The organism is Ancylobacter terrae, from assembly GCF_045108345.1.
Classification (GTDB): domain Bacteria; phylum Pseudomonadota; class Alphaproteobacteria; order Rhizobiales; family Xanthobacteraceae; genus Ancylobacter.
Genome location: NZ_JBJGXH010000001.1, coordinates 2726479 through 2751957, shown reverse-complemented (window position 1 = coordinate 2751957; position 25479 = coordinate 2726479). Strand labels below are relative to the sequence as shown.

The 25479-nt window shown below is 70.5% G+C and carries 24 protein-coding genes; 14 read left to right on the top strand and 10 right to left on the bottom strand.

Features of this window, described 5'->3' with window-relative positions; all coding sequences use genetic code 11:
• Nucleotides 1-14: 14 nt before the first annotated feature.
• The 3 genes from rpoN to ptsN all read left to right on the top strand — a co-directional run bounded on the left by rpoN (nucleotide 15) and on the right by ptsN (nucleotide 2979).
• Complete coding sequence (rpoN, locus tag ACEUEL_RS13235; protein ID WP_405705915.1) at nucleotides 15-1553, top strand: RNA polymerase factor sigma-54; 1539 nt, start codon at nucleotides 15-17, stop codon at nucleotides 1551-1553.
• A gap of 271 nt (nucleotides 1554-1824) precedes the next feature.
• A complete protein-coding gene (gene hpf, locus ACEUEL_RS13230) occupies nucleotides 1825-2427 on the top strand; it encodes a ribosome hibernation-promoting factor, HPF/YfiA family (RefSeq protein WP_405705912.1) in 603 nt (200 codons plus the stop codon).
• Nucleotides 2428-2514: 87 nt separating this feature from the next.
• Complete coding sequence (gene ptsN, locus ACEUEL_RS13225) at nucleotides 2515-2979, top strand: PTS IIA-like nitrogen regulatory protein PtsN (RefSeq protein ID WP_405705909.1); 465 nt, start codon at nucleotides 2515-2517, stop codon at nucleotides 2977-2979.
• A 33-nt stretch (nucleotides 2980-3012) separates the two neighbouring features.
• Here ptsN and ACEUEL_RS13220 read toward each other — a convergent pair whose 3' ends face one another.
• Nucleotides 3013-3240: a DUF2093 domain-containing protein gene (locus tag ACEUEL_RS13220; RefSeq protein WP_405705906.1), complete on the bottom strand. Its 228-nt coding sequence runs from the start codon at nucleotides 3238-3240 to the stop codon at nucleotides 3013-3015.
• A 136-nt stretch (nucleotides 3241-3376) separates the two neighbouring features.
• A complete protein-coding gene (gene xseA / locus ACEUEL_RS13215; RefSeq protein ID WP_405706768.1) occupies nucleotides 3377-4957 on the bottom strand; it encodes an exodeoxyribonuclease VII large subunit in 1581 nt (526 codons plus the stop codon).
• Nucleotides 4958-5389: 432 nt separating this feature from the next.
• Between xseA and ACEUEL_RS13210 the strand changes: the two genes are divergently transcribed.
• Nucleotides 5390-6337 carry a glycine--tRNA ligase subunit alpha gene (locus ACEUEL_RS13210; RefSeq protein WP_405705903.1) on the top strand — a complete coding sequence of 316 codons (948 nt, stop codon included), beginning with the start codon at nucleotides 5390-5392 and terminating at the stop codon, nucleotides 6335-6337.
• 4 nt (nucleotides 6338-6341) lie between these two features.
• Here the strand turns inward: ACEUEL_RS13210 and ACEUEL_RS13205 are convergent, their stop codons facing one another.
• Nucleotides 6342-6761 carry a nuclear transport factor 2 family protein gene (locus ACEUEL_RS13205; protein WP_405705900.1) on the bottom strand — a complete coding sequence of 140 codons (420 nt, stop codon included), beginning with the start codon at nucleotides 6759-6761 and terminating at the stop codon, nucleotides 6342-6344.
• Between the two features lie 161 nt (nucleotides 6762-6922).
• On the opposite strand from ACEUEL_RS13205, the gene ACEUEL_RS13200 reads away from it, so the two are divergent.
• The 4 genes from ACEUEL_RS13200 to ACEUEL_RS13185 all read left to right on the top strand — a co-directional run bounded on the left by ACEUEL_RS13200 (nucleotide 6923) and on the right by ACEUEL_RS13185 (nucleotide 11182).
• Nucleotides 6923-8263, top strand: coding sequence for an MFS transporter (locus ACEUEL_RS13200; protein ID WP_405705897.1), 1341 nt, complete (start codon nucleotides 6923-6925; stop codon nucleotides 8261-8263).
• A 106-nt stretch (nucleotides 8264-8369) separates the two neighbouring features.
• Nucleotides 8370-10616: a glycine--tRNA ligase subunit beta gene (glyS, locus tag ACEUEL_RS13195; protein ID WP_405705894.1), complete on the top strand. Its 2247-nt coding sequence runs from the start codon at nucleotides 8370-8372 to the stop codon at nucleotides 10614-10616.
• Between the two features lie 18 nt (nucleotides 10617-10634).
• Nucleotides 10635-10862, top strand: a complete 228-nt coding sequence (locus tag ACEUEL_RS13190; protein ID WP_405705891.1) for a hypothetical protein — start codon at nucleotides 10635-10637, stop codon at nucleotides 10860-10862.
• 176 nt (nucleotides 10863-11038) lie between these two features.
• Nucleotides 11039-11182 (top strand): DUF3096 domain-containing protein, encoded by a 144-nt coding sequence (locus ACEUEL_RS13185; protein WP_405705888.1) that lies wholly within the window; start codon nucleotides 11039-11041, stop codon nucleotides 11180-11182.
• A 37-nt stretch (nucleotides 11183-11219) separates the two neighbouring features.
• On the opposite strand, the gene ACEUEL_RS13180 is transcribed toward ACEUEL_RS13185, so the two are convergent.
• Entirely contained in the window at nucleotides 11220-11621 is a 402-nt protein-coding gene (locus ACEUEL_RS13180; protein ID WP_405705885.1) for a DoxX family protein, read from the bottom strand.
• Nucleotides 11622-11829: 208 nt separating this feature from the next.
• Between ACEUEL_RS13180 and ppdK the strand changes: the two genes are divergently transcribed.
• Nucleotides 11830-14508: a pyruvate, phosphate dikinase gene (gene ppdK, locus ACEUEL_RS13175; protein ID WP_405705882.1), complete on the top strand. Its 2679-nt coding sequence runs from the start codon at nucleotides 11830-11832 to the stop codon at nucleotides 14506-14508.
• A 68-nt stretch (nucleotides 14509-14576) separates the two neighbouring features.
• On the opposite strand, the gene ACEUEL_RS13170 is transcribed toward ppdK, so the two are convergent.
• Nucleotides 14577-15683 carry a linear amide C-N hydrolase gene (locus ACEUEL_RS13170; protein ID WP_405705879.1) on the bottom strand — a complete coding sequence of 369 codons (1107 nt, stop codon included), beginning with the start codon at nucleotides 15681-15683 and terminating at the stop codon, nucleotides 14577-14579.
• Nucleotides 15684-16014: 331 nt separating this feature from the next.
• On the opposite strand from ACEUEL_RS13170, the gene rpsU reads away from it, so the two are divergent.
• The 3 genes from rpsU to ACEUEL_RS13155 all read left to right on the top strand — a co-directional run bounded on the left by rpsU (nucleotide 16015) and on the right by ACEUEL_RS13155 (nucleotide 17025).
• The gene (rpsU, locus tag ACEUEL_RS13165; RefSeq protein ID WP_405705876.1) at nucleotides 16015-16296 is read left to right on the top strand and encodes a 30S ribosomal protein S21; all 282 of its coding nucleotides are present in this window, start codon (nucleotides 16015-16017) and stop codon (nucleotides 16294-16296) included.
• A gap of 180 nt (nucleotides 16297-16476) precedes the next feature.
• On the top strand, nucleotides 16477-16686 hold the full coding sequence (locus ACEUEL_RS13160) for a cold-shock protein (RefSeq protein WP_405705873.1): 210 nt from the start codon (nucleotides 16477-16479) through the stop codon (nucleotides 16684-16686).
• A gap of 108 nt (nucleotides 16687-16794) precedes the next feature.
• Nucleotides 16795-17025, top strand: coding sequence for a hypothetical protein (locus tag ACEUEL_RS13155; protein ID WP_405705870.1), 231 nt, complete (start codon nucleotides 16795-16797; stop codon nucleotides 17023-17025).
• Between the two features lie 105 nt (nucleotides 17026-17130).
• Here the strand turns inward: ACEUEL_RS13155 and ACEUEL_RS13150 are convergent, their stop codons facing one another.
• The 4 genes from ACEUEL_RS13150 to ACEUEL_RS13135 all read right to left on the bottom strand — a co-directional run bounded on the left by ACEUEL_RS13150 (nucleotide 17131) and on the right by ACEUEL_RS13135 (nucleotide 21369).
• The gene (locus ACEUEL_RS13150; protein WP_405705867.1) at nucleotides 17131-17655 is read right to left on the bottom strand and encodes a hypothetical protein; all 525 of its coding nucleotides are present in this window, start codon (nucleotides 17653-17655) and stop codon (nucleotides 17131-17133) included.
• Nucleotides 17656-17658: 3 nt separating this feature from the next.
• Nucleotides 17659-20400 (bottom strand): DNA mismatch repair protein MutS, encoded by a 2742-nt coding sequence (gene mutS / locus ACEUEL_RS13145; RefSeq protein ID WP_405705864.1) that lies wholly within the window; start codon nucleotides 20398-20400, stop codon nucleotides 17659-17661.
• Between the two features lie 69 nt (nucleotides 20401-20469).
• The gene (locus ACEUEL_RS13140; protein WP_405705861.1) at nucleotides 20470-20949 is read right to left on the bottom strand and encodes an MmcB family DNA repair protein; all 480 of its coding nucleotides are present in this window, start codon (nucleotides 20947-20949) and stop codon (nucleotides 20470-20472) included.
• A gap of 63 nt (nucleotides 20950-21012) precedes the next feature.
• Nucleotides 21013-21369, bottom strand: coding sequence for a hypothetical protein (locus ACEUEL_RS13135; RefSeq protein WP_405705858.1), 357 nt, complete (start codon nucleotides 21367-21369; stop codon nucleotides 21013-21015).
• Nucleotides 21370-21758: 389 nt separating this feature from the next.
• Between ACEUEL_RS13135 and ACEUEL_RS13130 the strand changes: the two genes are divergently transcribed.
• The gene (locus tag ACEUEL_RS13130) at nucleotides 21759-22346 is read left to right on the top strand and encodes a chromate transporter (RefSeq protein ID WP_405705855.1); all 588 of its coding nucleotides are present in this window, start codon (nucleotides 21759-21761) and stop codon (nucleotides 22344-22346) included.
• The gene (locus ACEUEL_RS13125) at nucleotides 22343-22876 is read left to right on the top strand and encodes a chromate transporter (RefSeq protein ID WP_405705852.1); all 534 of its coding nucleotides are present in this window, start codon (nucleotides 22343-22345) and stop codon (nucleotides 22874-22876) included. The genes ACEUEL_RS13130 and ACEUEL_RS13125 overlap by 4 nt, the downstream gene beginning before the upstream one ends.
• Nucleotides 22877-24146: 1270 nt before the next feature.
• On the opposite strand, the gene ACEUEL_RS13120 is transcribed toward ACEUEL_RS13125, so the two are convergent.
• Nucleotides 24147-25103: a DUF937 domain-containing protein gene (locus ACEUEL_RS13120; protein ID WP_405705849.1), complete on the bottom strand. Its 957-nt coding sequence runs from the start codon at nucleotides 25101-25103 to the stop codon at nucleotides 24147-24149.
• Between the last annotated feature and the right edge of the window lie 376 nt (nucleotides 25104-25479).

Here is a 25479-nt window from a genome sequence, read left to right as displayed (position 1 = left end):
AGCAGGACCGCTCCATGTCGCTAGGCCCGAGGCTCGAATTCCGCCAGACCCAGGCGCTGGTGATGACGCCGCAGCTGATGCAGGCCATCAAGCTGCTTCAGCTGTCCAATCTCGACCTCGTGGCCTATGTCGAGGCCGAACTCGAGCGCAACCCGCTGCTCTCCCGCCAGAGCGAGGACGAGGGCGGCGGCGCTGCCGAGGCCGAGCCGGAGCCCGCCCGTCCGGTCGAGGCGGAGGCGCGCGCCTCCGACTGGCTGGAGGACAACCTCCAGGGCAGCCGCTCGGAGATCGAGGCGCGGCTCGACACCGGTCTCGAGAACGTCTTTCCCGACGATGCCGGGCGCGACAGCCCCGTTCCCGCCCCGGCCGGCGAACCGCTCGGCTATTCCGAATGGGCCGGCGTCGGCTCGGGCGGGCGCGACGACGAGGGCTACAATCTCGAGGCCTTCGTCTCCGCCGAGACCACGCTCGCCGACCATCTGGAAGGCCAGCTCTCCCTCGCCCTGACCGATCCGGTGGACCGCCTGATCGGCCATCATCTGATCGACCTGATCGACGAGGCCGGCTACCTCAGTGCCGACCTCGCGCAGGTCGGCGAGAAGCTCGGCGCCCCGGCGCAACGTATCGAGCAGGTGCTGGCCGTCATCCAGACCTTCGATCCGCCCGGCATCGCCGCCCGTTCGCTCGCCGAGTGCCTCGCGCTGCAGCTGCGCGAGCGCAACCGCTACGACCCGGCCATGGCGGCGCTGCTCGCCCATCTCGAACTGCTGGCGCGCCGCGATTTCAGCCAGCTCAAGCGGCTCTGCGGCGTCGACGACGAGGATCTGGCCGACATGGTCGCCGAGATCCGGCGGCTGAACCCCAAGCCCGGCCTCGCCTTCGGCGGCGGCGTGGTGCAGCCGATCGTGCCCGACGTCTTCGTGCGCGGGGCCTCGGACGGCAGCTGGCTGGTCGAGCTCAATTCCGACACGCTGCCGCGGGTGCTGGTCAACCAGGCCTATTACGCCCGCATCTCCAAGACCGCGCGCAACGACCGCGAGAAGGCCTTCCTGACCGACTGCATCCAGACGGCGACCTGGCTGACCCGCTCGCTCGACCAGCGCGCCCGCACCATCCTGAAGGTGGCGAGCGAGATCGTGCGCCAGCAGGACGCCTTCCTGACCCACGGCGTGCAGCACCTGCGCCCGCTGAACCTGCGCATGGTCGCCGACGCCATCGGCATGCACGAATCGACCGTCTCGCGCGTTACCTCGAACAAGTACATGGCGACGCCGCGCGGCATCTTCGAGATGAAGTATTTCTTCTCGTCCTCGATCGCCTCGGCGGATGGCGGGGCGGCGCACTCGGCCGAATCGGTGCGCTTCCGGATCAAGAGCATGATCGACGCGGAAAGCCCCGACGACGTGCTCTCGGACGACACGCTGGTGCAGCGCCTGCGCGAGGCGGGCATCGATATCGCCCGCCGGACGGTCGCGAAGTACCGCGAGGCGCTGCGCATCCCCTCGTCGGTGCAGCGCCGGCGCGAGAAACAGGCCGCGCTCTCGGGAAGCTGATCGGTCCCGCGACAAAAAGCGCGCGGAGGTGTCATGAAACCTTATTCCGTAACGTCGTCGTCACTGCGGGAGCGCCCCATTACCGCAAATGCAACCAAAGAGTGTGCAATTGTGGCGCTCGGATGCCCTCGCGTCCGTTTCATTTGACACATTCCCTCGCGGCTCCTACCTGTTTACGTCACCGGCCGGGCAAGTTTGGGGGTTCGGGCGTGGAAGGCGGGGGCGTCCGGATCGCTCCGGCGGGACACGCCCCGGAAAGGGACTAGTCGCGATGCCGCTGCGCGTTTCGGGTAAGAATCTCGATATCGGCGAAGCCTTGAGGCAAAGGGTTTCCGATCGCATCTCCGAGGCTTTGGACAAGTATTTCGACGGCGGCTGGTCGGGCCACGTCACGGTGTGCCGTGACGGTTCCGGCTATCGGTCGGACTGTGCGCTGCACCTCGACAGCGGCCTGGTGATCCAGGCCCATGGCAACGCCCAGGATCCCTACGCCAGCGCCGACAGCGCGGTCGAGCGGATCGAGACCCGCCTGCGACGGCACAAGGATCGCGTGCGTCATCGGGCCGGCGCCGGCGCGAAGGTGGTGTCCGAGATCGGCGAGACCGCCGCGCTCACCGTCTTCTCGGCGCCCGACGACGAGGACGAGGAGGCGGTGCTCGACGGCTGGAGCCCGACCGTGGTGGCCGAGCAGACCACCAACCTGCCCAGCCTCGCCGTCAGCGACGCCGTGCTGGAACTGGACCTGACGGGCATGTCCGTGCTGGTGTTCCGGCACGCCGGCCATGGACGAATCAACGTCGTCTACCGGCGCACCGACGGACATGTGGGCTGGGTCGATCCGCCCGCGCGCCTGCCGGCGGAAGACATCCATTGAGGGGGCGGCCAAGCGATCGCCGGGCAACCCTTTCACGGGTTGCCCGTTGTTCCGTGCGCCGCGTCGCTTCCATTCGGAAATCCGTCCATGCCGCTCAATGACCTCGTCGCGCTCTCCGCCGTATTCCCGGCGCTGAGGGTCGCCAGCAAGAAGCAGGCGCTGCAGGAACTCGCCGCCCGCGCCGGAGAACTGATCAAGCGCGACGAGCGCGAGATCTTCGAGACGCTGAACCAGCGCGAGCGGCTCGGCTCGACCGGCGTCGGCAACGGCATCGCCATCCCGCACGGCAAGCTGCCCAAGCTCGACGGGCTGTTCGGGCTGTTCGCCCGGCTGGAGAAGCCGATCGACTTCGAGGCGCTCGATGGCGAGCCGGTCGATCTCGTCTTCCTGCTGCTGGCGCCGGAGGCGGCCGGCGCCGATCATCTCAAGGCGCTCGCCCGCGTGGCGCGGCTGCTGCGGGATCCGGCGGTCGCCCAGAAGTTGCGCGCCTCGCGCGACGCGGCGGCGATTCACGGCATCCTGATCGGCAACACCGCCTCCGACGCCGCCTGAGCGGCCGGCGTCCGGGCGGGCCTGGCGGCGGCGCTAGTCCTTCGCCGGAGCGGTGCCGCGCAGCCGCGCCAGCACGGCCTGGGGGCTCGCATAGGCTTCCTGGAGATCGACGCTCCAGTAGCGCAGCTCGTCGAGCGGGATCGGCTGGCCGGTCACCGCGCAGCGCACGAAGGTGCCCGGACGCACGACCCGGAAATCGCCGTCGAGATAACGGACCTCGGCTTCGCCGGAGGCGGGGGGGAAGCGTTCGAAGCGGTTCATGATCCGGTACTGCTTGTCGTTGGGGTCGTGACGTCGCGACGGACGACCCGGGATGATCGGGCGCCAGAATAGGGCGCCGGCGGGCCGGGGGGCAAGCGTCGGGGCCCCGCGCCCCCGGCCGGCGGGCCGCGTCGCCTCACTCGTCGAACAAGGTGGGTTGCACGTCGCCGCCGCGCAAGCCGCGCGCCGCCTTGCCACGCCGCGCGCCGCCGGCGGCGGGCGGGGCGGTCGGCGAGGCCGGCGGATCGCCCGCGGCAAGTGCGCCGATCTCCCCGTCCGCGAACTGGATGGCGAGCCGCGCCCCCGGCGCCACGCCCGCCGCGCGGTGCACCGGCGCGCCGGTCTCGTCCCGCACCAGCGCGAAGCCGCGCGCCAGCACGCCGCGATAGGAGAGCGCGCCGAGCAGCTGCCCCAGCGCGTCGAGCCGGCGCCGGCGCTCCGCTACCAGTCGCGCGAAAGCCGGCGCCAGCCGGCCCTCCGCGCCCGCCACCTTCTCCCGCGCGCGGCCGATCCGCTCGGCATGGGTCAGGGCGTTGCGGCGGAACGCACCGGCGAGCCGCGCCGCGAACAGGTCGTAGCGCTCGCGCCGGCGCGCGACGAGGTTCGCCAGCCGCTCCGGCCCCAACCGCCCGGCGAGGCGCGCGAAGGCCAGCCGGTGCAGCGCGGTCGAGGCGCGCAGCGCGCGCGGCAGCCGCTGCCCGGCCGTATCGAGCCGCTGGCGCGGCACCGCGAGCAGCATGTCGGCGCTCGGCAGCAGCCGGGCCAGCGCCCGGAGGTCGCTGCGCCGGCGGTCCCGCGCCCGCAGTTCGGCCGCGCGCAGCCGCGCATGCAGCCGGCCGGTCTCGGCGGCGAGGTCCGCCCGCACCGGCACCGCCATCTCGGCCGCGGCGGTGGGGGTGGGGGCGCGCACGTCGGCGGCGAAGTCGATCAGCGTCACGTCGGTCTCGTGGCCGACCGCGGCGATCAGCGGGATGGCGCTCGCCGCCGCCGCCCGCACCACGCTCTCGTCGGAGAAGCCGAGCAGGTCCTCCAGCGAGCCGCCCCCGCGCGCGACGATCAGCACGTCGGGGCGCGGCAGCCGCCGCCCGCCGGCCAGCGCAAGCCCTTCGGGCGGGATGGTGTTGAATCCGGCGATGGCCGCGCTCACCTCGGCCCCGGCGGTCTCCCCCTGCACCCGCACCGGCCAGACGATGACCCGGCGCGGGAAGCGGTCGGCGAGCCGGTGCAGGATGTCGCGGATCACCGCTCCGGTCGGCGAGGTGACGACGCCGATCACCTGCGGCAGGAAGGGCGGGCGCCGCTTGCGGGCGGCGTCGAACAGCCCCTCGGCGGCGAGCCGGCGCTTCCGCTCCTCCAGCATCGCCATGATCGCGCCGGCGCCGGCGAATTCGATCTGCTCGATGACGATCTGGTAGGCGGACTTGCCGGGAAAGGTGGTGATGCGCCCGATCGCCACCACCTCCAGCCCCTCCTCGGGGCGCACCCGGAGGCGCGAGAACGTGCCCTTCCACACCACCGCGTCGAGCCGCGCGCCGGAATCCTTCAGGCTGAAATAGGCGTGGCCGGAGGAATGCGGCCCGCGATAGCCGGAAATCTCGCCGCGCACCCGCACATGGCCATAGGCATCCTCCACCGTGCGCTTCAGCGCGGCGGAGATTTCCGTGACCGTCCAGTCCGGGTTGTTCGAGGGCGGCGATTCGGCGGGGGTGTCGAGCATCTCGGAGTGATAGTCGGATTTGCCGGAGGCGGGAACCGCGCGCATCCGTTCACCGGCTCACGAGCGTCTCGAGACGAAGGCCGCGCCTCGCCGTTCGGGTGTTCCGCCCGCCGTCATGGCCGTCACCGGACGCGATCCGGGGATCAGTCCCGGCCATCAACGTCTTTCCTTCCCGGCGGCCGAAGGCGTGGATCCCCGGGACACGCCCGGGGATGACGACTTTTCAATCAATACGTCATCCCGGCCGCAGGCGAAGCCGGAGAGCCGGGATCGTTATCCGAGCAGGGCTCCCGATCCCGGATACGGCCCGACGGCCGTACGGGATGACGACGGAGGCGGGGCGCAGGGGGCTGGCGGACGCACGGCGCCGCCTTGATCCCCATCACCTCCCGGAATAGGTTGCGCGCCGCCTCACAACCCGCCGGTTTCTCCATGATCGACCCGACGCTGCCCCCGCACATGCGCCCCGACCGCTCCTTCCAGGGGCTCATCCTCGCGCTCCAGCGCTTCTGGGCGGACAAGGGCTGCGTCATCCTCCAGCCCTACGACATGGAGGTCGGCGCCGGCACCTTCCACCCGGCCACCACGCTGCGCGCGCTGGGGCCGAAACCGTGGAAGGCGGCCTATGTCCAGCCCTCGCGCCGGCCGAAGGACGGGCGCTACGGCGAGAACCCCAACCGGCTGCAGCATTATTACCAGTACCAGGTGATCCTGAAGCCGAGCCCGCCGGACCTGCAGGACCTCTACCTCGCCTCGCTCGACGCCATCGGCGTCGACCTGAAGCTGCACGACGTGCGCTTCGTCGAGGACGACTGGGAGAGCCCGACGCTGGGCGCCTGGGGCCTCGGCTGGGAATGCTGGTGCGACGGCATGGAAGTCTCGCAGTTCACCTATTTCCAGCAGGTGGCCGGCATCGAGTGCGCCCCCGTCTCGGGCGAGCTCACCTATGGCCTCGAGCGGCTCGCCATGTATGTGCAGGGCGTGGAGAACGTCTACGACCTCAACTTCAACGGCCGCGAGGGTGCCGAGAAGGTCACCTATGGCGAGGTCTTCCTGCAGGCCGAGCAGGAATATTCGCGGCACAATTTCGAGCACGCCGACACCGACATGCTGTTCGAGCAGTTCAAGATGGCCGAAAGCGCGGCGGCGAAATATCTCGAAGCCGGGTGGAACGACGACAAGAGCCGCCATCTCATGGCGCAGCCGGCCTATGACCAGTGCATCAAGGCGAGCCACATCTTCAACCTGCTGGACGCGCGCGGGGTGATCTCCGTCACCGAGCGGCAGAGTTATATCGGCCGGGTGCGCGAGCTTTCCAAGGCCTGCGGCGCCGCCTGGCTGGCCACCGCCGCGGGTGGAGCGGCGTCCCCCTCGCTCTGAGGGCTCACGCCATCATCGCGGCGGCCGCGGCGGTCGAGCCGTCGAAGATTTCGGTCCACTCCACGGCCGTGCCGCCCTCGAAGCGCCAGAGATGGGCGACGGCGGTGGTCGCGGTGCGGCCGGTGGCGCGGAACTCCCAGCTCGTCTCGCCGAACATGGCTATGCGCTCGCCCTCGGCGACGAAGGTGATCGGCCGGAAACAAAGCATCCGCCAGGCGCCGCGCAGCGCGTCGAAATAGGCGATCAGCCGCTCCCGCCCGCTGCCCGGACGGGTGAATTCGAGCCCGGGCTCGCTGGCGGCGATCGGGTTCAGCACGATGTTGTCGTCCACCAGCGCGAGCCACATGCCGATATCCTCGGCCTTGCAGCGGTCCCAGGCGGCATAGGCCGCCTTGAGGCGCGCGAGATCGCTCCCCTCCTGCATCCCCACATCCCCCATGATCCGGAAATGCCACTATTGCGCGCGCCCGCCCCGGCGTCCATCGCGGCATCGCCCGAACCGCGCGGATGCGAGCGAAAGGGAGAAGCAATCCTTAAGGCGGCCATGCCTAGTCTGGCACCTCCCAGCCGCCCCCCGGAGCTGCCATGACGTCCGCCGTGACCGCCGTGCCCGACCCCGCCCTGGCCGCCGGGGCCGGCGAGAACCGCCACGCCGAGGTACCGCACGGCACCGGCGCCTCGCCGGGCACCATGACCGCCGGCGCGCTCGGCAACATGCTCGAATGGTATGATTTCGGCGTCTACGGTTTCTTCGCCACGCTGTTCGCGCAGAACTTCTTCCCCGCCAGCGATCCGCTCGCGGGCCTGCTCGCGGCCTTCGGCGTGTTCGCCGCCTCCTTCCTGATGCGCCCGATCGGCGGCATCGTGTTCGGCCATGTCGGCGACCGCTACGGGCGCAGCGTCGCGCTCTACGTCTCGGCCGGGATGATGACGCTCTCCACCGTCGCCATCGGCCTGCTGCCGACCTATGCGACGATCGGCGAGGCCGCGCCGCTGGCGCTGCTGGGTTTGCGCCTGCTGCAGGGGCTGTCGATCGGCGGCGAATATTCCATGTCCGCCATCTTTCTCGCCGAGAGCGCGCCGCCACGCCGGCGCGGCCTCGTCACCTCGCTCGCCGGCTGCGGCGTGGGCGGGGGCACGCTGATCGGCTCGGGCACCGCCGCGCTCACCGCCAGCCTGATGAGCCCGGAAGACCTCGCCGCCTGGGGCTGGCGCCTGCCGTTCCTCGCCGGCATCGTGCTCGGCGGCGCCACGCTGGTGCTGCGCCGCGCCGCGCTGGCCCATCCCGCTCCGCGCAAGCCGATCGACGAGGCGCGCGGCCTGCCCTTCGTCGCCGCGCTGCGCGAGGACGGCCGGGCGATGCTGCACGCCATGGTGCTGAACCTCGCGCTCGGCTCCGGCTTCTACGTGCTGTTCGTCTACCTCACCACCTTCATGCAGCAGGTCGACCGCTTCACCGCCGCCGAGGCGCTGCGCGTCAACACGCTGGCCATGCTGGGCCTGCTGGTGATGCTGCCGCTCTTCGCCGGCCTTTCCGACATCATCGGCCGCAAGAAGGTGATCGTCGGCGCGCTGGCCGGCATGGTCATGTTCACCTGGCCGCTGTTCCGGCTGATCAATGGCGGCGACCCGCAGCAGGTGCTGCTCGGCCAATTGGGCTTTGCGGTGCTGACCGCCGCCTATTCCGGCTCGATCCCCGCGACGCTGGCCGAGATGTTCCGCCCGGCGACGCGCTGCTCGGCGCTGTGCTTCGCCTATAATCTGCCGCTCGGCCTCGTCGGCGGCACCGCGCCGATGGTGGCGGTCTATCTGGTCGACCGCCAGCACGACCCGATGGGGCCGGCGGTCTATCTCATCGGCATCGCCCTGCTTTCGCTGCTGGCGGCGCTCGCCCTGAAGGACCGCACCGGCACGGCGCTGAACTGAGCGCGCCTCGCGCGTATTTCCATCCCGCCGCCGCTCGTGCTAGGCGTCCGCAACCCTTTTGAGAGGCGCGCGGCGCGGCCCGCCGCCCTGCCGCGACGAGTGCCCGATGCCCGATCTTCTGCTCGAACTCTTCAGCGAGGAAATCCCCGCCCGCATGCAGGCGCAGGCGGCGGAGAACCTGCGCAAGCTCGTCACCGACGCGCTGGTGGAGCGCGGCCTGACCTATGAGGGCGCCAAGGCCTTCGTCACCCCGCGCCGCCTCGCGCTCGCCGTGCACGGCCTGCCGGCGAACCAGCCCGACACGCATGAGGAGCGCAAGGGCCCGCGCGTCGGCGCCCCGGAAGGCGCCATCGCCGGCTTCCTCAAGGCGGCGGGGCTCGCCTCGATCGAGGAGGCGACGATCGAGACGGACCCCAAGAAGGGCGCGTTCTACGTCGCCCGCATCCACAAGCACGGCCGCCCGACGCCGGACGTCGTCGCCGAGATCGTGCCCGACATCGTGCGCGCCTTCCCCTGGCCGAAATCGATGCGCTGGGGCGCCGCCTCGGCGCAGGCCGGCTCGCTGCGCTGGGTGCGCCCGCTGCAGTCGATCCTGTGCACCTTCGGCCCGGAGACCGAGGAGCCGGAGGTGGTGCGCTTTTCGGTCGACGGCCTCGAATCCGGCGACGTCACCTATGGCCACCGCTTCCTCTCCCCCGGCCCGATCAAGGTGCGCCGGCTGGAGGACTGGCTGTCGAAGCTGGAGGCGGCCCATGTCGTCGCCGACCGCGAGCGGCGCAAGGACATCATCCTCGCCGACGCCAAGGACCTCGCGCTGGCGCAGGGCCTGGAGCTGATCGAGGATGCCGGGCTGCTCGACGAGGTCGCCGGCCTCGTCGAATGGCCGGTGGTGCTGATGGGCACCTTCGATGAGGCCTTCCTCGACGTGCCGGACGAGGTGATCCGCGCCACCATCCGCGCCAACCAGAAGTGCTTCGTGCTGAAGGATCCGGCGACGGGCCGGCTGGCGAACCGCTTCATCCTGATCGCGAACCTTGCCGCCAGCGACGGCGGCGCGGCCATCGTCGCCGGCAACGGCCGCGTCATCCGCGCCCGGCTCTCCGACGCCAAGTTCTTCTGGGACACCGACAGGAAGACCAACGCGACGGTGCCGCTGGAAGAGCGGCTGGAGAAGTTCGCCAACGTCACCTTCCACGAGAAGCTCGGCTCGCAGCTGGAGCGCATCCGGCGCATCGCGAAGCTGGCGCGCGAACTCGCGCCCGTGGTCGGCGCCGACCCGGACCTCGCGGAGCAGGCCGCGCTCTACGCCAAATCCGACCTGCGCACCGAAGTCGTCGGCGAGTTCCCGGAAGTGCAGGGGCTGATGGGCAAGTATTACGCCCGCCTCGAAGGTCTCCCCGAGGAAATCGCCCTCGCGGCCGAGGAACACTACAAGCCGCAGGGCCCCACCGACCGCGTGCCGACCGCGCCAGTCTCGATCGCCGTGGCGCTCGCCGACAAGATCGATACGCTGGTCGGCTTCTGGGCTATCGACGAGAAGCCGACCGGGAGCAAGGACCCCTATGCGCTCCGCCGGGCCGCGCTCGGCGTGGTGCGGATCGTTTTGGAGAATGGGCTGCGGGTGGGATTGAATTCACAGCTATGCCTCGCGGTTGAGCCCACGCTTCGCGTGTTGTTTCCGTTCAAATTGGCAAATGCATACGCGCATTTTAACGCCGTGAAGGCTCGCTTTGATATCGGGCTTGTTGATCTGGTGCTTTCGGCCTTTGAGGCGAGTAACGAGGTCGGCGTTAAAAAATTCTACGATGAACGGAGCAAGCAAATTGCCTCCGACCTTCTCTCCTTCTTCGCCGACCGCCTGAAAGTCCACCTGCGCGACCAAGGCGCCCGCCATGACCTCGTGGATGCCGTCTTCGCGCTTCCGGGCCAGGACGACCTCCTCCTCGTCGTCAAGCGCGTCGAGGCGCTCGGGCGCTTCCTCGCCACCGAGGACGGGAAGAACCTGCTCGCCGGCACCAAGCGCGCGGCGAACATATTGCGCATCGAGGAGAAGAAGGATGGTGCGACCTATGACGGCGGTGTCGATCTCGTCCTGCTCGCCGAGCCGGAAGAACTGGCACTTGCCGATGCCATCGCGGCCGCCGGCCCGCGCATCGACGAGGCACTCAAGCGCGAGGATTTCGAGGCGGCCATGGCGGTCATCGCCACGCTGCGCGCCCCTGTTGACGCCTTCTTCGAGAAGGTGACGGTGAACGCGCCTGATCCGAAGGTGCGCGCCAACCGCTTGGCGCTGCTCGCCGACATCCGCCGCGCCACCCGCGCCATCGCCGATTTCGACCTGATTCAGGGGTAGGGCAGGGGCGCCGTCCTCATGAGCCTGATCCACAACGAGCGCACCAAGCTGACGGCGACGCTGCTGAACAATGTCGCCGCCGCCATGTTCATCACCGGCGGCATCGGGCCGATCGTCACCCTGTCCTATGGACTGCCGGGACCGAGCGGCGGCTGGTCGGCGCTCGGCATCACCGCCATTTGGATTCTGAGCGGTTCGGCCATACATTACATGGCACGAGGGCTGCTGAAGGGAATGAAGCCATGACCGCCGCAATGCTCGCGTGGTACGGCGCCCCGCTCATGATGCTGGCCGCGTGCTACGCCCTGTTTCTCGCCGCCCGGGACACCGGCCGCCACGCGGGACCGGCCGAGTAGCGCCCGCCCCGCGGGAACCTTGCCGCGCGCGCGGCGTTCAGGGAGGGCCACACAGGAGTACCCTCCATGACCGTCAACATCGTCGCCATCCAGCCCGTCGTCGCGCTCATCGCCGGCATCCTCATCCTGGTGATGCCGCGCCTGCTGAACTACATCGTCGCGCTCTACCTGATCTTCATCGGCGTGGTCGGCCTGCTCGGCCATATGTGAGCCGGAGGGCGCGGGCCGCCCGCCCGCGCCCGCGCCGTCACGCGCTCTTGCGCGCGGCGTCGACGCTCCACGGGCCGGGACCGGCGACGAAGAGATACAGGAACACGAAGCACAGCACGACGGCGAGGTTGCCGCCATTGTTGACCGGGAAGAAGTCGCGCGCCGCGTGCGAGATGAAATAGGCGCAGGCCATCAGCCCCGACAGCACGAAGGCGGTCGGCCGCGCGAACAGCCCGACCAGCAGCAGCGCCCCGCCGACGAGTTCGATGATGCCGGCGACGCCCGGAAGCGACAGCCCGGCGAGGCTCACCCCGCTCATCTGCGTCTGCGGGAAGCCCAGCACCTTGGTCATGCCGTATTGCAGCAGGACCAGCGCGGAAACGATGCGCAGGACGCTGAGCAGGCGCGGTGCCCATCCCGCAAGACCGTCATTGTTCATGATTTTAACCCCGATTGTGGAAAATAGCCCCGACCGCGCAGAAGCTGGCCCAGGGTACGGAAGTAATCAACGGCCCGCGCGCTCACGATCCGGTGGGTGGAAAAAGCCCGAAGGGCGCACATTGCACTGCAAAAGTCAGATTGAACGGAGCGTCACGACACGGTAATGCTCCCACCGCCTCCTCTTCCCCCACAAGGGTTTTTCCGACATGGCGAAATGGGTCTACACCTTCGGCGACGGCTCCGCGGAAGGTTCCGCCGACATGCGCAACCTGCTTGGTGGCAAGGGCGCGAACCTTGCGGAAATGTCGAATCTGGGGCTGCCCGTGCCGCCCGGCTTCACCATCACCACCGAGGTCTGCACCTGGTATTACGCCCACGGAAAGACCTACCCGGACGATCTCAAGGCCCAGATCGACGCCGCGCTCGCCTATGTCGGCGGCCTCGCCGGGCGCACCTTCGGTGATCCGGCGAACCCGCTGCTGGTCTCGGTCCGCTCGGGCGCCCGCGCCTCGATGCCGGGCATGATGGACACCGTGCTGAACCTCGGCCTGAACGACGTCACCGTCGAGGCGGTCGCGGCCTCCTCCGGCGATGCCCGTTTCGCCTATGACAGCTACCGCCGCTTCATCCAGATGTACTCGAACGTGGTGCTCGATTTCCCGCACCATCACTTCGAGGAAGTGCTGGACAGCTTCAAGAGCGACAACGGCTATACGCTCGACACCGACCTGTCGGCCGACGACTGGAAGGAGATGGTGAAGCGCTACAAGGAGCTGGTCGCGCACGAGCTCGGCAAGCCCTTCCCGCAGGATCCGTTCGACCAGCTCGCCGGCGCCATCGGCGCGGTGTTCTCCTCCTGGATGAACCAGCGCGCCATCGTCTATCGCCGCCTCCACGCCATCCCCGAGAGCTGGGGCACGGCGGTGAACGTGCAGGCCATGGTGTTCGGCAACATGGGCGAGACCTCCGCCACCGGCGTCGCCTTCACCCGCAACCCGTCCACCGGCGAGAATGCGCTCTATGGCGAGTTCCTGATCAACGCCCAGGGCGAGGACGTGGTGGCGGGCATCCGCACCCCGCAGAACATCACCGAGACCGCGCGCATCGCCGCCGGCTCCGACAAGCCCTCGATGGAGAAGGCGCTGCCCGAGGTGTTCACCGAGTTCCAGCGCATCGCCGGCGTGCTCGAGGGGCACTACCGCGACATGCAGGACCTCGAATTCACCGTCGAGCGCGGCAAGCTGTGGATGCTGCAGACCCGTTCGGGCAAGCGCACCGCCAAGGCCTCGCTGCGCATCGCGGTCGAGCTCGCCGATGCCGGCGTCATCACCCGCGACGAGGCGATCGCCCGCGTCGATCCCGCCGCCCTCGACCAGCTGCTCCACCCGATGCTCGACCCCAAGGCCGACAAGACGGTGATCGGCACCGGCCTGCCGGCCTCGCCGGGCGCCGCCTCGGGCGAGATCGTCTTCTCCGCCGACGAGGCGGAGCTGCTGAAGACGCAGGGGCGCAAGGTCGTGCTGGTGCGCATCGAGACCTCGCCGGAAGACATCCACGGCATGCACGCGGCGGAGGGCATCCTCACCACCCGCGGCGGCATGACCTCGCATGCGGCGGTGGTCGCGCGCGGCATGGGCAAGCCCTGCGTCTGCGGCGCCGGCACCATCCGCGTCGACTACGCCTCGGGCACGCTCACCTCCGGCGGCGTGACGCTGAAGAAGGGCGACATCCTCACCATCGACGGCGGCACCGGCCAGGTCATCGCCGGCGCGGTGCCCACGCTCCAGCCCGAGCTGTCGGGCGAGTTCGCCACGCTGATGGGCTGGGCCGACGGCGTGCGCCGGCTGAAAGTCCGCGCCAATGCCGAGACCCCGCTCGACGCGCGCACCGCGAAGAACTTCGGCGCCGAGGGCATCGGCCTGTCGCGCACCGAGCACATGTTCTTCGACGGCGACCGCATCCGCTCGGTGCGCGAGATGATCCTCGCCGACGACGAGAAGGGCCGCCGCGCGGCGCTGGCGAAGCTCCTCGCCGCCCAGCGCTCGGACTTCCAGCAGCTGTTCGAGATCATGGACGGCCTGCCGGTCACCATCCGCCTGCTCGATCCGCCGCTGCACGAGTTCCTGCCGCACACCGAGGCGGAGATCGCGGAGGTGGCCGCCGGCCTCGGGGTGAGCCCGCAGAAGCTCGCCGCGCGCAAGCGCGAGTTCGACGAGTTCAACCCGATGCTCGGCTTCCGCGGCTGCCGTCTCGCCATCGCCTTCCCGGAGATCGCCGAGATGCAGGCCCGCGCCATCTTCGAGGCGGCGGTGGCGGCGCAGAAGTCGACCGGCAAGCCGGTGGTGCCGGAGATCATGGTGCCGCTGATCACCGGCAAGAAGGAGTTCGACCTCGTCAAGGCCGACATTGACGGCGTGGCGAAGAAGGTCGAGGCCGAGACCGGCACCAAGCTCGACTATCAGGTCGGCACCATGATCGAGCTGCCGCGCGCCGCGCTGAAGGCGGGCGAGATCGCCGAGACGGCCGAGTTCTTCTCCTACGGCACCAACGACCTGACGCAGACCACCTACGGCATCTCCCGCGACGACGCCGGCACGTTTCTGGGCACCTACATCGCCAAGGGCATCTTCGAGGTCGACCCGTTCGTGTCGATCGACGTCGACGGCGTCGGCGAGATGGTGAAGATCGCCACCGAGCGCGGCCGCGCGGTGCGCCCCAAGCTCAAGCTCGGCATCTGCGGCGAGCATGGCGGCGACCCCGCCTCGGTTGCCTTCTGCGAGGAGGTCGGGCTCGACTACGTCTCCTGCTCGCCCTTCCGCGTACCGATCGCCCGCCTCGCGGCGGCGCAGGCGGCGCTGAAGACGCAGGCCGCCTCGCAGGCCTGACGCCCCATCCGCTCAAACGCAACGGCCGGCCCCGCACATGCAGGGTCGGCCGTTTTCGTTCGCGGCCTTCACCGTACCAGCGGCGCGATCACCTCCGGGCCGGTGATCGGCAGCCTGACGATCTCCTTGCCGTCGATCGCCATGCTCATCAGGTCGAGCACGCGGATCTGGCTGTTCTCATAGGTGCGGAAGTGGAAGCGCCGGGCGGCGAGGTCGCTCGCCGTGGTCCACAGCGTGTAGTCGGCGACGATGTTGCCGTGTGCGTCCTTGGCGCCGTCCCGGGCCGAGCCCTTGGGGATGTCGAACTGGTTCAGCACATGGAAGAGCTGCAGCACGGTGGCGGGGCCGGTCGGCTCCTTGAACACCGACTGGCTGAAGGCGACGGCCCGCACGAAGCGCGAGGGCGGGGTGAAATCGCCCGGCAGGCCGAGCATGCCCGAGCCCTGTCCGGTCGGCTGCAGCGTCACCGTGCCGAGCTTCACCGGCGGCGCGTTGGTCATGGAGAAGTTCACATAGTTGCGCAGGTTGGTCATGTGCCAGCCGAAGGCCGGCGAGTTGGTGACGACGCCGAGCGGGTTGTCGTGCACGTTCAGCGTGCCGTCGACATATTCGATCACGATCGACTGCCCGCTCGCATCGTGCAGCACATAATGCGCCTCCGGCGCGAAGCCCCAGGCCGGGAACAGGACGGAGGGCACCACGATGGCACCGAGGCCGGCCTTCACCTCCGCGACGCTGGCGAAATTCTCCAGCGCCCAGGACAGCACCTCCCATTGCGAGATGGTCCTGCCGGCATCCGCTGGCGCGTAGGGCATGTAGCCGGCCGAGCCGGGGAAATAGAACATGCCCCCCGCCAGGCCCTTCTCGTTCAGCCCGTCGAACAGCACCGGCAGCCCGGCGCCGTTCAACCCGACGCTGGCGTATTTCGCGGCCCATTTCAGCCCCGGTTTGCCGTCCGGCGTCGTGCCGGTGCGGGCGTATCCGCGCGGCACCATCATCGCCTCGGAATTGAGCTCCATGGCGAATTCCATGGTGCGGCCGTAGACGACGGTCCCGTCCGAGGCGACGAGGCGGATGCCCGTGCAGGCCTGCGCCACCGGCGCGGCGCCGGCGGCGAGCATCGCGGCGATGCCGAGGACGGCGGCGAAGCGGCGGATGGACGGTTGGGCGATCATGGGCAGCCTCCCTGTTGCCGGCGCGATGTCGGGCGATCCGCCGTTTGCCCGGCGTTTTCCGTTCCCGAATCCGGGGGCCGGTTCGCCGCGGCGCCGCCAACCCTAGAGATTCCGCGCGCGCCCACAACGAGTTCGCACGGACAGGGTTGACGAGGGATCGCGGCCACCGCGAGAGGGCACCCCGGTGTGGTCTATCCGGTCCCGGCGGGCGCCGACGCCGCGAAAACGGGCCGGACACCTTCCATTTTGCGATCGCAACCCCATATGAAGCGTCCCGCTGATGGGATGACAGCAACCGCGGCAGCCCTATGCCGCCTGGATTGGACAGGATTTGCAGGTTCTCGTTCGCGACAACAATGTCGACCAAGCCCTCCGCGTTCTGAAGAAGAAGATGCAGCGCGAGGGTGTTTTCCGCGAGATGAAGGCGCGGCGCTCCTATGAGAAACCGTCAGAGCGCCGCAACCGCGAAGAAGCCGAGGCGGTGCGCCGCGCCCGCAAGGCCGCCCGCAAGCAGGCCATCCGCGACGGCCTGATCGCCGCCCCCAAGAAAAAGCCGCTGCCCGGCCGTGAGCGCCCGGCCCCGTTCGCCGCCGCGCCGGCCGAAGCAAAATAAAGCGCGTGCGGGGTTGCTTTATGCCTCCCCGCACTATAAGTGTTACGCATCGATCTTGTACGTTGAACTTTGTTTTGCGCCCCGCGCGCACCGGCGAAATTCCTCTCAAATCGATGGCAACGTGACGATCGCCTCGCGGCGATCGAACGGTTCTTCATGTCTCAACGAAAGGAATTCGTCATGGCGACGGGTACTGTGAAGTGGTTCAACGGCCAGAAGGGCTATGGTTTCATTCAGCCGGACAACGGCGGGTCGGACGTGTTCGTCCACATCTCCGCTGTCGAGCGCGCCGGCATGACCGATCTGCGTGACGGTCAGAAGGTTTCCTTCGAGATCGAGTCCGACCGCCGCACCGGCAAGCAGAGCGCCGGCAGCCTCAAGGCTGCGTGAGCATGTGCGCCCTCGGCGACTGACCACGGATGTACTGGCAGCGCCGACGCGCACGAGGGAAGGCCGGGTTGATCCCGGCCTTTTTCATTTTCTGAAGGAGGAAAGGCGATGACCCGTCGCGACGATATGTTCAAGCCGCATCTCTCCAAGACCGAAAGCAAGGCCGAGCAGGTTTCCCGCATCGCCAAGTCGATGATCGAGCAGGAGATCGCCAGCCGCGACGCCAAGACCGCCCGCCTGCGCGCCGCCCGCCTCGCCCGCGAGGCCGCCGAGGCGCCCCCCGAGCAGGCCGCGCCCCGCCCCGCCCGCGCCCCCACCCCCCGCCGCAGCCGGCAGTAGGGGAGGGGCGCTCGCTCGGGGCCGCGGGGCAACCGCCAATTATCGGCACGGCGGCATAGTCAAGGTGGGCGGGGCTGTGGTCATTCCGGCACCGTCGCGAAGGTCTCACCTCGTCGAGAACCGCGTCGGATTCCCGACGGCCAGCCGCGCCGTCCGGTCGAATGTCTCAACAAGGAAGGGCGCGCTTGGCCCTTTCAGCCCGCGAGATGGATAACGGAGTGCATAATTGGTTCGGCTTCCATGAAGAGAAGCTAGGTTCTTAACCTGCTCTTCGAGCAATTCCGTTGTGCATATATTTCCACCATCCCATCTACCAGCCTCCTCGGCGGCCTGTCGCACCTCCTCCGCGATGCCCCGGACTTCATCGCAGAGATGTGCGTTATCCGGCTGCTGCCATAGGGCGCCGATGTCGTGGCGGAACTTCTCCACATCCGCCGTCGACATTCCCGTTCCGATCAAATTGCCCTTCAGAAGCAGTTCGAGGCCATGGGCCGTAAGCTGAAGGGTGGGCAGGAATAAGCCCAAATCCTTAGCGAATTTCGGGGAGTCGATCAGCACCTGTGCTGCTCGGAAGTAGCGCACAGAGGTGGCGAGCCATTGGCAATGATCGGTTTCGCAGAATTCGGTCATGGCTCACCCCCGCAGCAGCCCCTTCAGCCGGTACAGCGCCTCCAGCGCCTCGCGCGGGGTGAGGCCGTCGGGGTCGAGCCCCGTGAGCGCGTCCTTCACCGCCCCGGCCGCCGGATCGGCCGCGACCGCCGCTGCCGGCGCGGGCCGGTTGAGCGCGGCGAAGAGGGGCAAATCGTCGAGGATGCGGCGCGTCGGGGCGGCGCGGTCGGCGCTCTCGAGTTCGGCGAGCACGGCCCGCGCCCGCTCCACCACCGCGGGCGGCAGGCCGGCGAGCTTGGCCACCTGGATGCCGTAGGAGCGGTCGGCCGCGCCCGGCACCACCTCGTGCAGGAAGATCACCTCGCCGTGCCATTCCTTCACCTTCACCGTCGCGTTGACGAGGCGGGGGAGGCGCTGCGACAGCGCGGTGAGCTCGTGGAAATGGGTGGCGAACAGGCCCCGGCAGCGGTTCGCCTCGTGCAGGTGCTCAAGGCTCGCCCAGGCGATGGAGAGGCCGTCGAAGGTCGCGGTGCCGCGCCCGATCTCGTCGAGGATGACGAGGGAGCGCTGCGTCGCCTGGTTCAGGATGGCGGCGGTCTCCACCATCTCGACCATGAAGGTCGAGCGCCCGCGCGCGAGGTCGTCCGCCGCGCCGACGCGCGAGAACAGCCGGTCGACCACGCCGATATGGGCGGACGAGGCCGGCACGAAGGCGCCGGCCTGGGCGAGGATGGCGATCAGCGCGTTCTGCCGCAGGAAGGTCGACTTGCCCGCCATGTTCGGTCCGGTCACCAGCCAGATGCGCCCGGCTTTCGCCCGTTCCGGCGGCGAGAGATCGCAATCATTCGCCACGAACGGCCCGCCCGATCCCGCGCCCTCGCCGCGCCGCAGCGCCGGCTCCACCACCGGATGCCGGCCGCCCTCGATGCGGAAGTCCAGCCCGTCATCGACCAGCGGGCGCACATGCGCCTCGCTCACCGCGATCTCGGCGAGGCCGGCGGTGACGTCGACCACCGCCAGCGCCCCGGCGGCGGCGCGGATCGTCTCCGCCTCGGCGACGATGCGCGCGGCAAGGTCCTCGAACACGCCCTGTTCGAGGGCGAGCGCCCGCTCGCCGGCGCTGGCGATCTTCGCCTCCAGCTCGCCGAGCTCGACGGAGGAGAAGCGCACCGCCCCGGCCATGGTCTGGCGATGCACGAACACGGCGGCGAAGGGCGGCTCGCGCAGCCGGTCGGCGTTCTGCGCGCTGACCTCGACGAAATAGCCGAGCACCGCATTGTGCCGGATCTTGAGCGCGCGGAGGCCGGTTTCCTCGGCATAGCGCCGCTCCAGCGCCGCCACCACCCGCCGGCTCTCGTCGCGCAGGCCGCGGGTGGCGTCGAGATCGGGCGAGAAGCCCGTGCGCACGAAGCCGCCGTCGCGGCGATAGGGCGGCAGTTCCTCGGCGAGCGCGGCGGCGAGCAGCGCGGCGAGCTCGGGCGGGGCGGCGACGAGGTCGCGCGCCGCATCGTCCAGCTCCGCCGGCGGCGGCTCCTCGCGCAGCAGGCCGGCGATGACCGCGCCCTCGGCGAGCCCGCGCCCGATGGCGGCGAGGTCGCGCGGGCCCGCCCGCCCGAGCGCGATGCGGGTGAGCGCGCGGGCGAGGTCCGGCGCCCCGGCGAGCCGCCCGCGCAGGGCGGCGCGCAGCGCCGGGCGCTCGACCAGATGCTCCACCGCATCGAGCCGCCTCGCGATGGCGACGGGGTCGGTCAGCGGCTCGGCCAGGCGACGGCCGAGCAGGCGCGCCCCGGCGGAGGTCACGGTGCGGTCGATCGCGGCGTTGAGGCTGCCGGTGCGCTCGCCGGTGGTGGTGCGCAGGATTTCGAGGTTCGCCCGCGTCGCCGGGTCGATCACCATGGTGCCGCCCGCGCTCTCGCGCACCGGCGGGCTGAGCGGGGGCCGCGCGCCGAGCTGGGTGCGCTCGACATAGGCGACCACGGCGCCGGCGGCGGCGAGCTCGGCGCGCGAGAAGGCGCCGAAGGCATCGAGCGTCGCCACCCCGAAGAAGCCGGCGATGCGCCGCTCCGCGCCTGCACCGTCGAAGCTCTCCTTTGGCAGCGGCGTCACCGCCGGCAGGGCACGCCACAGCTCCTTCAGCGCCGGGTCGTCATAGGCTGCGTCCGGCACCAGCAGTTCCGCCGGCTCGATCCGCGCGAGATCGGCGGCGAGCCGGCCGGCGCCGGTTTCCAGCACGCGGAAGCTGCCCGTCGAGATGTCGGCGAAGGCGAGCGCATAGGCCGGGCCCTCCGCCTCCGAACCGCGCAGCCGGGCGAGCGCCGCCAGCACGTTCTCGCGCCGCGCGTCGAGCAGCGCGTCCTCGGTCAGCGTGCCGGGCGTAACGAGGCGGGTGACGTCGCGCTTCACCACGCTCTTCGGCCCGCGCTTCTTCGCCTCGGCGGGGTCTTCCAGCTGCTCGCACACGGCGACGCGATGGCCGGCGGCGATCAGCTTGTGCAGGTATTCCTCGGCGCGCTCCACCGGCACGCCGCACATCGGGATGTCCTCGCCGCGATGCTTGCCGCGCTTGGTCAGCACGATGCCGAGCGTGCGCGAGGCGGCTTCCGCGTCGTCGAAGAACAATTCGTAGAAATCGCCCATCCGGTAGAACAGCAGGCTGTCCGGATTGGCCGCTTTGATCTCGATATACTGCGCCATCATCGGCGTGGCGCGGTCCTCCCCGGGGGGAGAGGGCAGCGTGCGGGCCGGGGCGTTCGCGGGGGCATCCATGGCCGGACGCTGGCAGCAACAGGGTGCCGAAGGCAAGCCCGCGCCGGCGCCCGGCGCGGCTTTTCCCCGTCAGAGATCGAGGTAGCGCAGGCTCTCCGGATCCATGATCGCCATCAGCCGCGCGCTGGCCATGCGGGCGAGCCGCAGCGTCATCGCCCGCCGCGTCGCGCCGGCCATGGGGTGATGCGGCGCCGGCCGCGCCACCGCCGCGCCGAACGCATCGGCAATGATGATGCCGGTGTCCTCCGGCAGCAGCTCCAGCGGGAAGTCCGGCGCCACCGCGAAGAACAGCCGGTCGCAGTGCAGCCGGTATTCCGGCCATTTGCGGTCGGTGCGGAAGTCGATCACCGAGGATTTGACCTCGATGATCCAGATCTCGCCCTTCAGACCGATGGCGGCGATGTCGGCGCGCCGGCCCGAGGCGAGCGGGAGCTCGGCAAGGCCGGTGAGCCCGTGCGCCGCGATGAGCCGCAGCGTGCCGCGCCGGATCGCCAGCGCGGCCTCCGACTGGCGCCCATCCGGCGGCATGACGAGGAGGGATTCGGTCATCCGCCCAGTTTAGCGCATCGGACGGGGCCGGGGAGGGGCGACGCCGCGATCGGGGCGAGGGCGTCAGTCGTCCCGGTTGCTGCGGTGGTGGTCATAACGCCGTTCCGCCGGCACCAGCCTCAGCCCGGGACAGCGCAGAGCTTTCAGCCGCCCGGCCGCGGCGTCCGAGAGAATGACGTGCCCGCGAGACTCGGCGTTCCGGGCGACGTGGTGCGGCCCCATGCAGCCGGTGACATGCCGCAAGCGGCGAAAGCCGGTCATCTGTGGCGGACCCGGCAGGTGCTTGGGTATCGATAGATCGTGGTCGATGCAGCGAACCCGCACGACCGGATGGATCAGCTTGAACTCACAGGTGATCCTGTCCTGCGCAACGACGGTCGTGTCCCGTATCGGGAGGTCATCGCCGCCAAGCGACAGCATCGCCTCGACGATGTCCTGATTGACCAGCGGGAGCCGGGCCGAGCTGGAGAGGGACCCCAGCTTTCGGATCTGGGACCGTCTTGCGGCGTCGAACCTGAAGAGGGGTCGCGCCCTCCGTCCGTCTGTCTCTCGCCGAGCCGAAGGTCCGGAACATGCGGCGAGCGGGCATGATCATAGAGCCCGACGCGCCTGTCGGGGTAAGTGTCCGGGGACGGTCACGCTATGGCTGTTGCGGGAATCGGAGGCGCCCCGTTCCCCCGAAGCCACGGGCGGTGGCCGGTCACCCATCCGCCGAAAATGCCGGCATTATCGGCGCTCTCCCGCGCCGGAATCGTTTGCACCCGCGCCGGACTCATCTATAGCGAGGACCTCACCCGACTGATGGCGCCATGGCTGCCGAGATTTCCCCCGACGTTCATCCGACCCCGGCCGAACCGGCCCCGGTGCCGACGCTGCCCGGGCTGTTCTTCGGCTTCCTATCGATCAGCGTGATCGCCTTCGGCGGCGTGCTGCCCATCGCCCGCCGCGCGCTGGTGGAACGGCTGCGCTGGCTCACGGCCGAGGAGTTCACCGAGCTGGTCGGCCTGTCCCAGTTCCTCCCCGGCCCCAACATCTGCAATCTCGCCGTGGTGCTGGGCGCGCGCTATCACGGGCCGGTCGGCGCGCTCGTCGCCTTTCTCGGCCTGACGCTGCTGCCGGCCTTCATCGTCATCGGCCTCTATCTGATCTTCACGCAGAATGCCGACATCCGGGCGCTGGACGACGTGCTCGCCGGCCTCGCCGCGGCGGCGGCCGGCCTCGTCCTGTCCATGGCCGCGCGCATGGCCGAGCCGATGTGGCGGCGCCCGACCCTGCGCGGCTGGGCGGTGGCGCTGGCGGGCTTCGGCGGGATCGTGGGGCTGGGCATCTCGCTGCCCACGATGATGGTCGTGCTGGCGCCGATCTCGGTCGTGCTGGCCTGGAGGGCGCTCGAGTGAAGGGGCCGGCCGATACGCTGCTGATCCTCGCGACGCAGTTCCTGCTGCTCTCGCTGTTCGCGGTCGGCGGCGCCAATGCCGTGCTGCCCGAGATGCACCGGCAGATGGTGGAGGTGCACGGCTTCATGAGCGACCGCCAGTTCGCCCAGCTCTTCGCCATCGCCCAGGCGGCGCCGGGGCCGAACGTGCTGGTGGTGACGCTGATCGGCTGGCAGGTGGCCGGGCCGCTCGGCGCGCTGGTGGCGACGCTCGCCATGTGCGGGCCGACCTCGCTGCTCGCCTATTTCGTCGGCGGCGTGTGGGACCGCTTCCGCTACGCGCGCTGGCGCCGCGCCGCGCAGGCGGGGCTCATCCCGCTCACCGTCGGGCTGGTGGCGTCGGCCGGCTTCGTGCTGGCGCAGGGCGCCTCCCGCAGCCCGGGCGCGCTGGCGCTCACCCTCGCCTCGACGGCCGTCCTGTTCTTCACCCGGCTCAGCCCCATGTGGATGCTCGCCGCAGGCGCCGCGCTCGGCCTGTTCGGGCTGGTGTGATGGCTAGCCGCGGCCTCGGCCGATGGCCTGCGCCGGTGTTCCGCGCGGTCGGCCCGAAAGGGTGCAGGCGGCAGCCGCTCCGCGCCGGCGAGCGGCGGACGGACATGAACCCGCCGCGATCGTCGCCACCAGCCGCGCCCGGCGCGCGCTTCCGCGGCGATGTCGAGGGGCGGAGCCGCGGAGGCCTGGCGGCCAGCACCGGCCGAATCCCGGTGGCCACGTCGTGCGGGGCGGTTCGACCGGGCGGCCCTTCCCCACCAGCAGGACTTGGCCTCGACGGGGGACAAGCGCGGGGCGCCCATTGGCCGCTCCGCCACTGTCCGCACCCGTCTTGAAGGCGGCGCGATCCCGGCGCGCGGCGGTGGACGCGGGAGCGGTCGCGCGCCGCCCCCGCGCCGCGGCGAAAGGACTCGCGGTGCAAGGGGCTGGATGGCCGACGCTGCGCTAATCGGCTGCCCTTTCGGCGGTGCCGTCCGCGGCGGCTGTCGCCCGACCGCTTTGCGCGGATCCGGTCGGCAGCTACGCTGCTGCAGTTCCGGTGCCGGCATCGCCTATGGCGCTGGCCGCACCATGCCGCCTGTGTATCGCGTTGGTCGCGGGGGCCATGGCGAGGGGCTTCGCCTACCATCGATCTGTCCGCTGCCACCGCCGAAGGAGCCGGCTTCCCGGGGATCGACGACGGTTGTCGACGGGCGGGTTGTACCCGGATGCGCCGCGAGTCCCAACCCGGGCGGGCGGTCTCCGTCGCGTCCGGGCGCGGACCAGTCGCATCCGCTCCGCCGCCTGGTCGGTGCCTGCTGTCCCGCCGACCACCGTGCCCCCTGCCGCTGGCAGCCTGCCCATGCCTCCCGCCTTCCGCCGCGCGGTTGCGGACCTCGCCTGTCGGCGCAAGCGCCGGCCGACGCAGCCGCGCCCGCCGGGTCGCGTTGCATCGCCGCGCGGTCGTCGGATCGCAGCGCCGCCTGTCGTTCCGTCGCGCCGAGGCGTCGGGCCATAGCGCCAACAGCGGCCGACGCAGCCGCACCGCCGCGTCGCGTTGCACCGTTGTCCGCCGGGGCCGCCGCCGCTTGCAGGCTACCTCCCGCCGCTCGGCTCCCGCGGCGCGGTTGTCGTGCGGCACCGGCGAGGGCGCCGGCAGCGACGGGTGAAGCCGCACCCGCAGCAACACTCGCTCGGTCATGCGCTGCCGTCGGCGCGGTTCGACCGGCTCTTCGCCCCGGTGGCGACCGGCCGTCGGGCGGTGTGCACGGCTGCCCTTGCCGCGGCGATTTCAGCGCGAGCCGGAGCGGCCGTTGAAGAACTGGTCGAAAATGTCCTGGAACGGCTGAAGCCGCGGATCCTGCCCCGCTGCGCCGCGTCCGCTGTCGCCGCCGGAGGAGCGCGCGCCCCCGCCGAACATCCCTTCCAGCATATCCTGCAGCGGGTTGCCGGACCCGGCTCCGCCGGTCGGGGCGTCGCGCGGGCGATCGGGCGCGCCCGCACCAGTGCCCCCGCCGAACATCCCCTCCAGCATATCCTGCAAAGGGTTGCCGGACCCGGCGCCGGTCGGGACGTCGCGCGGGCGATCGGGCGCGCCCGCGCCGGCCCCGCCGCCGAGCATCCCCTCCAGCATGTCCTGCAACGGGTTGCCGGAGCCCGCTCCGGCGCCGCCGCGCGGTGCGCTCCCGCCCATCGGCCCCCCGCCGCCCAGCATGCCGCCGAGAATGTCCTGCAGCGGATTTCCTGAGCCTGCGCCCGCCGAGGGCGCGCGGCCGGCGGGGCTTCCCCCCAGCATGCCGCCCAGCAGGTCGCCGAGCCCGCCGCCCGAACCGCCGCCCTGCTTCATGAGGCCGCCGAGGACGAGCGCGGCGATCGCCGGCAGCATCTGCTTGAGCAGGGCGCTGCTGAGCCCGGTGGTCGCGGCGGCCTGCGCGGCCACGGCCCGGCTCACCTCGGGCGAACCGAACAGCGCCGCCAGCGCGTCGTTGCCTTCCGCGCGCGTCTGCGGGCCGAAGCCGAGCGCGGGATTGGCGAAGGCCTCGGCATAGGGATTGCGCGACATGGCGCCGAGAAGGCCGGCAAACCCCTGGGCCGACTGCGTGCTGCGCTCGAGCCCCAGCGCGAAGGCCGGCAGCATCGCCTCCACCGCCGCCTGCGCCTGGGCCGGCGCGATGCCATAGCTGCGCGCGAGATTGTCGATCGCCTGGCCCTGCTGGGCCTGGGTGAAGAGATCCTGGAGATTGATCATGGTGGCGTTCCTCCCGCACGATCGTTCCCGGTGTCGTGCTGACCGAGCTTAACGCGAAACCGCGCGGCGCGCTGCCGTCGCGTGGTGGGACGCCGGTACCGGCCGGCGAGCGACGAACCGGCCGCCGGAGACGCGGCCCGCGCCGGCCGGCATCCGTCTGCCACTGCGCATGCCGGAGGCGGCGCCAGGGCCCGCCGCAACCCGGCCGTCACACTCGGGCCCGTCGCACCCGCACCCGCAACACTTTGGCCGCCACACCCGGGCCGCCGCAACCCGGCCGTCCCGACCGGCACCGCCGTCCCCGTCGGCGGCGACGGACCGCCGCGAGACCTGACTCAACACCCGGCGCACCGGGCCTCGCGGCGACACCCCGGTG